4 protein-coding genes are annotated in these 6,282 nt (G+C 48.9%); 3 read left to right on the top strand and 1 reads right to left on the bottom strand.

Annotated features, from left to right (window positions below):
• Window positions 1-122: 122 nt before the first annotated feature.
• Window positions 123-1,304 (bottom strand): sensor histidine kinase, encoded by a 1,182-nt coding sequence (locus tag RIE73_RS22400; protein ID WP_446403294.1) that lies wholly within the window; start codon window positions 1,302-1,304, stop codon window positions 123-125.
• Between the two features lie 282 nt (window positions 1,305-1,586).
• Here RIE73_RS22400 and RIE73_RS22395 point away from each other — a divergent pair, with 282 nt between their 5' ends.
• The 3 genes from RIE73_RS22395 (at window position 1,587) to RIE73_RS22385 (ending at window position 6,191) form a co-directional block, all read left to right on the top strand.
• Entirely contained in the window at window positions 1,587-2,003 is a 417-nt protein-coding gene (locus tag RIE73_RS22395; RefSeq protein WP_446403293.1) for a Spy/CpxP family protein refolding chaperone, read from the top strand.
• A gap of 294 nt (window positions 2,004-2,297) precedes the next feature.
• The gene (locus tag RIE73_RS22390) at window positions 2,298-3,734 is read left to right on the top strand and encodes a polysaccharide biosynthesis/export family protein (protein ID WP_446403292.1); all 1,437 of its coding nucleotides are present in this window, start codon (window positions 2,298-2,300) and stop codon (window positions 3,732-3,734) included.
• 102 nt (window positions 3,735-3,836) lie between these two features.
• Window positions 3,837-6,191 (top strand): GumC family protein, encoded by a 2,355-nt coding sequence (locus RIE73_RS22385; protein ID WP_446403291.1) that lies wholly within the window; start codon window positions 3,837-3,839, stop codon window positions 6,189-6,191.
• Window positions 6,192-6,282: the final 91 nt, after the last annotated feature.

The following is a 6,282-nucleotide window of genomic DNA, read 5'->3' as shown; positions in this document are numbered from 1 at the left end:
TTGGGGTGGAGGTAAGACAAGGGAGACAGGTAGACCAGTAGACAAGGAAGAGTGAGAACGAAAAATCGGGCGTTTCGGCTTTTAGAAGTGAGTTTGACATAAGACATAAGACATAAGACAAATCACCACTCAACAATAACTTGACACCCTTGTGCGGGTGCTGTGTTAATTGTAAAACGACCCCCTAACGCTTGGGTACGTTCCCGCATCCCTTGCAGTCCAAAACCCGTGGTATTCTGCGTCACATCAAATCCTCTGCCATTATCCTCAATGATTAGATGGAACTGGGAATCTGTCCAAATCTGGATACTCACCTCCGTGGCTTTGGCGTGTTTATAGATATTGGTGAGGGATTCTTGGATAATCCGATAACTCGCCATTTTCACATCAGGCGTCACCGGATGGGACAAATTGATCTGACAATCGGGTAAGATACCTGTAGACTTGTGAAACTCTTGGATTAAAGAGGCGATCGCATCCTCTAAAGACTGCCCCTGTAATGGGTTAGACCGCAGGGTTGCCACGGATTGACGCACGTCTTGCAGCGCAGTCGCGGCGACTTGTTTGACTTCGAGTAAAAAATCTTTGGCTTCTGTCGGATTCGATTCCAAAAGTCGCAATGCCGCTTCTAAGTGTAGATTAAACGTAATCAGGGAATGTCCCAAGGAATCATGAATTTCCCTGGCAATCCGATTCCGTTCTTGCAGCGTCGCCATATCTTCAATCCGCACCGCATAGCGCCGCAGTTGGGCATTTGCCTGTGCTAATTCGTCCCGACTGCGCCGTTCGGCTAATACCGCATCAACTAATAACTGTAAGAAGACTAAGACTAAGCCAAAGACTACTATAGAACTTAAAAGGATAAATAGCCAGCGTTCTGGCATCGCCAAAACTGGGGGGCGCAAAGGAGGACGAGGGCGAAGGCTGCGAGACTGAAATCGGTCAACTTCTCGCATTAGAAATAAGACAAAGGCGAGTCCGGTAATAATTAAGCGACTTTGCCGTTCAAAGATAAAACAGTTTCGGATCACTAAAATAATTAACATTAAGGGCAACATACGAAGTTTGCCCACCAAGGAGACAAGGAGAATTAAGCCAATTTCCACGCCAGTGTAAATCACCTTGACTGATTTTTGGGTCGGTAATCTTAACCCCATGATGCCAAAGACGGCTAAACCCAAAAGATTCAGGAGAGGGAAACGAGGGAGGTGAGGAAAAGGAAACCGCAGGAATTCAACGATAGCGATGATTCCTAAGAGAATCCATTCTAGATATAAGAGGAAAGGAATTGGATGTTTGGTCATTTGTCAGAGAACAGGGAACAGGGAACAGGGAACAGGTAAGGTAGAGACGTAGCATGTTACGTCTCTACACCCCCATCTTCCCCATCTTCCCCATCTTCCCCATCTTCCCCATCTTCCCCATCTTCCCCATCTTCCCCATCTCCCCCATCTCCCCCATCTCCCCTACACCTGAAGCACTAGGACTAAAGTCCTATCTCAAATCAGGACGTTTGCCTCAGGTGGTTTAACCCCTACAGTTTCTAGGATAAAGACATCAAACACCAAACCGTTCACAACTGTAACATGATGAACATCAAAGTCTTTCCTTTATTCGCCACCATCGCTGCAATTACCCTCGCTGCATCACCCTTGGCAGCGTTTGCCCAACCTCCATTCGCTGAGGAACTCAACCTAACCGCTGAACAACAAGCGCAGTTAGAGCAAATCCGGGACAACAAACACTCGCAAATTGAACAGATTCTCACCCCCGAACAACAGGAACAGTTCCAACAATTGCGGGAACAACGCCAGCGACATCGGCAAGGGATGCGGGCGCTCAATCTGACTGAAACACAACGGAATCAGATGCGGGAAATTCACCAATCCGCACGGGAACAGATGCGAGATGTCCTCACTGAGGAACAACAAGAACAAATACGTCAGATGCGCGGAAATCGTCGGGGTCGAAGAAGAATGGGACGCCCCAATCAACCCCAATAGATAACAAGTAATCAGAAATCTCCGTAGGGGCGCACAGACGTGCGCCCTTTACCGACGTGCTGTAAACTTTCTTCAACTTGGATAATTCGACATTTGTCAGGGTTTGAGGCTTGTTTACAAAACTTAGTGGGCGTGCTGCTACTTATATAAGCATGAACTTTTTTGTGCCAATTCGCTTCAACGGTAATGTAACTTGATCACGCATGAGCCAAGACATCTTTAATGAATATGACTAAACTGAGAATTAAAAGACCCATTCATGATTTTCGCACGATGGGCAACGGGAGGATCAAGTTGAGCAAGCATTTAACACCATCTGTAGCAGGGTTAACCCTATTCGCCTTTGTTTCCGTAACCGCAGCGCTTCCGGGAATCGCACAAGTCCCCACATTTTCACCCATAGCACCAACGACCGTCACAAATCCACCACCAGACTTACCCTATACCCTCGGATCAGGCGATCTCGTCGGCGTGACGATCTTTGATGTTCCTGAATACACGGGAGAATACCAGGTTTTAGTTGATGGTACTCTCAACTTACCCGTTGCTGGCAGTATCGTTGTCAAAGGGTTAACCATCAATGAAGCCACTGAACGAATTTCTCAACGATATGCTCCCTATGTCAGACGTCCTTTAGTGACTCTCACCTTGATTGACGCTCGTCCTCTAAAAATTGCCGTCGCTGGGGAAGTCAATCGTCCGGGTTCCTACAGCGTCACCTTGAACGAAGGACAACAATTTCCCACCGTGACTCAAGTGGTTCAGCTTGCTGGTGGAATTAGCCGCTCGGCTGATGTGCGAAATGTGCAAATCCGTCGCCTGACTAACTCAGATACCCGACAAACCTATACAATTAATCTCTGGGAGTTATTGCAAAATAGCGATCTCGCTCAAGACGTGACCTTGAGAGATGGTGATGAAGTCTTTATCCCCACCACCACCGGAATTGACCCCCTAGAAAGCCGTCAACTGGCAACCGCGAGTTTTTCACCAGAGGCGGTCAAACCCATTAAAGTTGCCGTAGTCGGGGAAGTCGTGCGTCCAGGTCCTTATACCGTGACCGCCGCCACATCGGGAGCGGCTACCGCTGACCAGGCTGGTGGCGGCGGTGGTAACAATACAGAACCGCCAACGGTAACTCAAGCGATTCAAGTGGCGGGAGGTATTACTCAATCTGCCGATATTCGTAACGTTGAAGTGCGACGCACCACCAGAGATGGCTCTGAGCAACTGATCGTTGTCAATCTCTGGGAACTCCTGCAAGAAGGTGATCTCTCTGAAGATGTGATTCTGCAACAGGGAGACACGATTAGAGTCCCCGAAGCCGAAACCCTGACCGCTTCAGAAGCTACAAAATTGGCATCAGCGAGCTTTTCGGCGGCAATTATTAATGTCAATGTGGTGGGAGAAGTCGAGAAACCGGGTACAGTATCAATCCCAGCGAACGCCCCCTTAAATCAAGCTTTGCTCGCGTCTGGTGGATTCGATAACCGTCGTGCCCGTAAGAGTTCTGTGGAGTTGGTTCGTCTGCAACCCAACGGTACCGTAAAAAAACGGGAAATCGAGGTGGATTTTACTGCCGATGTTAATGATGAAAGCAATCCGCCATTGCGCCCCAATGATGTGATTATCGTCAGACGTTCCGGCTTGACCCGCGTCACAGATACGTTGGGGACAATCGTCAGTCCGATTGGCAGCGTGTTCTCTATCTTTAGATTTTTTGGATTCTAGGTTGATGGTTGATTATTTCATGTTGCCTGATACAGAATCAAACAAGGTAAGATGAGATTTTAGCAATAACAAATCAGTCCATTCATCAGGAGTAGGGGAAAGATGGAGATTGGTCAGATTCAACACCCATTATCGCCCAATGGTAATGGGAAACACCCACAGTATGCACCACCGATGGTCTACCGGACGCCACCTCCGGAACCCGAACCTGATGAATGGACATTGCGACAGTTGGTCAATGTGATTCGGCGTCGGGCGTTAGTGATTGCGGGAGTCGCGATCGCAGTAACTTCAGGAATCAGTTTTTGGACGCTGAATCAGACACCGAAGTATGAGAGCAAGTTTCAACTGTTGGTCGAACCCGTCACTGAGGAAGGAGACTTAGACAAACTCACAGAAGTGGTGGGTGGCGGTGAGGGACGAAATTCCACACTGGATTATGATACCCAGATTCAGGTGTTACGCTCTCCTCAGCTAATGGAAGCTATTGTCCAAGAGATCCACAAGCATTATCCTGAGGTCAGTTACGAGTCCTTAATGAGTCAGCTCATTGTCAGCCGACTGGGGGACACCAAGATCCTAGAAGGGCGTTATCGGGATACTGAGCCGGAAAGAGTACGGCGGGTTTTACATGAAGTTGCTCGAGGCTATCTACGCTACTCCCTGCAAGAGCGACAACTGAACCTGAAACAGGGAATTCAGTTTGTTGATGACCAATTACCCGTGCTGCGCGATCGCGTGAATAAGCTGCAAGGACAATTGCAAGCCTTTCGCCAACAACACAACCTGCTTGATCCGGAAATTCAAGCCCAAGAGTTATCCGAACGGGTGAGTGCGATCGAACAGCAGCAGTTGCAAACTCAGGTTCAGTATCAAGAAACGCGATCGCTTTATAACACACTCTTACAGCAGTTGGGATTATCACCCCAGCAAGCAATTGCCACAGTCAGCCTCAGTGAAGCCCCTCGCTACCAAAAGTTACTCAACCAACTCGCGGAAATTGAATCTCAGATTGCCCTCGAATCGGCGCGGTTTACACCCCAAAGCCCGACGATGCAAGCCTTGCGCCAGAAACGGGATAATCTCTTACCCTTACTCAACCAAGAATCCCAAAAGGTATTGGGCGCCAACCTAACCGAGGCGGGAGTGTCCAGTGCGTCCCCGAATTCGATTCGCACGGATTTAACCCAGCAACTGGTGCAAGCCACCAATCAACTGCAAGTCTTACAAGTCAAACAAAGTGCGATCGCGCGATCGGCTCAAATGCTCAATCTCCAGGTTAAACAAATTCCCGTCATCGCCCGCCGCTACACCGATTTACAGCGAGAACTCCAAGTCGCCACCGATAGCTTAAATCGCTTTCTGGCGGTGCGGGAAAATCTGGAAATTGAAGCCGCTCAGAAAGCCTTACCCTGGCAGATTATATTAAAGCCAGAAGTCCCTCAAGTTCCTGTGTGGCCCAATACCCAGCGCAATATCACATTAGGTGCGATCGCTGGGTTATTGTTAGGCATGGGCGTGGCGTTGCTGATCGAACGGTTGGATAATGTCTTCCATTCTCCCGATGAACTCAAAGACTTAACCAAACTTCCCCTACTGGGGATTATCCCCTACCAAAAACAACTCAAACAGATGATGTCTACGGCAAACCTAACCCCGATGACATCACCGCCCCCTTCCCACAACGGTGAAAAATCGCGTCGCTCATCCCGCAGCTACAATGCGTCTCCCTTTTTAGAATCCTTCCGTTCCCTGCAAACGAATATTCGGTTTCTGGGTAGCGATACCCCCGTTCACTCCATCGTTATTAGTTCAGCCACACCCTCAGAAGGCAAATCCACCGTTTCTGTCCACCTCGCCCAAGCCGCCGCCGCCATGGGTCAACGAGTGTTGCTGGTGGATGCTGATTTACGCCGCCCTCAGGTTCATCATTGTTTGAACCTAGATAATCACGTCGGCTTAAGCAACGTTATTGCCACTGGATTGACCGCGAAACAAGCAATCCAGCGCCTACCGATGTGGGATCGGTTGTATGTCCTCACCGCCGGTCAAGTCCCCCCTGATCCCAGTCGGCTTCTGTGTTCCAAGAAGATGCAACATTTAATGGAGCAATTTCATGCGGTTTTTGACTTGGTGATTTACGATACACCACCCGTGCTAGGACTAGCAGATGGGCGTCTCTTGGCGGCTCACGCCGATGGTGTGATGATGGTAGTGGGCTTGGGTAAGAGCGATCGCTCGGCTTTAATGCAAGCCTTGGATAGTATGAGAATTTCTAACGCCACCGTGTTAGGCGTGGTTGCCAATGGTGTTAAAGGGTATACCACCCGATCTTACTACTACTATCACAATCATTATGGCACCGAATCCGATATCCTCAAAGCCAAACAGCTCTTGATGAAACGGATGGAGGACAATATCCAGCCGGATGACCAAACCCAGAAGGATGGCGAATAAAAAAGGTTTAAACCTTCACCTGTGTAGGGGCGGGTTTCACTACTATCATTTCTGTTGCACCTAGATGCGACTAAACCCGCCCCGATTAAAT

Source organism: Coleofasciculus sp. C1-SOL-03, from assembly GCF_040220555.1.
Lineage (GTDB): Bacteria > Cyanobacteriota > Cyanobacteriia > Cyanobacteriales > Coleofasciculaceae > Coleofasciculus.
Note: the sequence above shows the minus strand (reverse complement) of the source record. Positions and strands in the feature narration are given on the sequence as shown.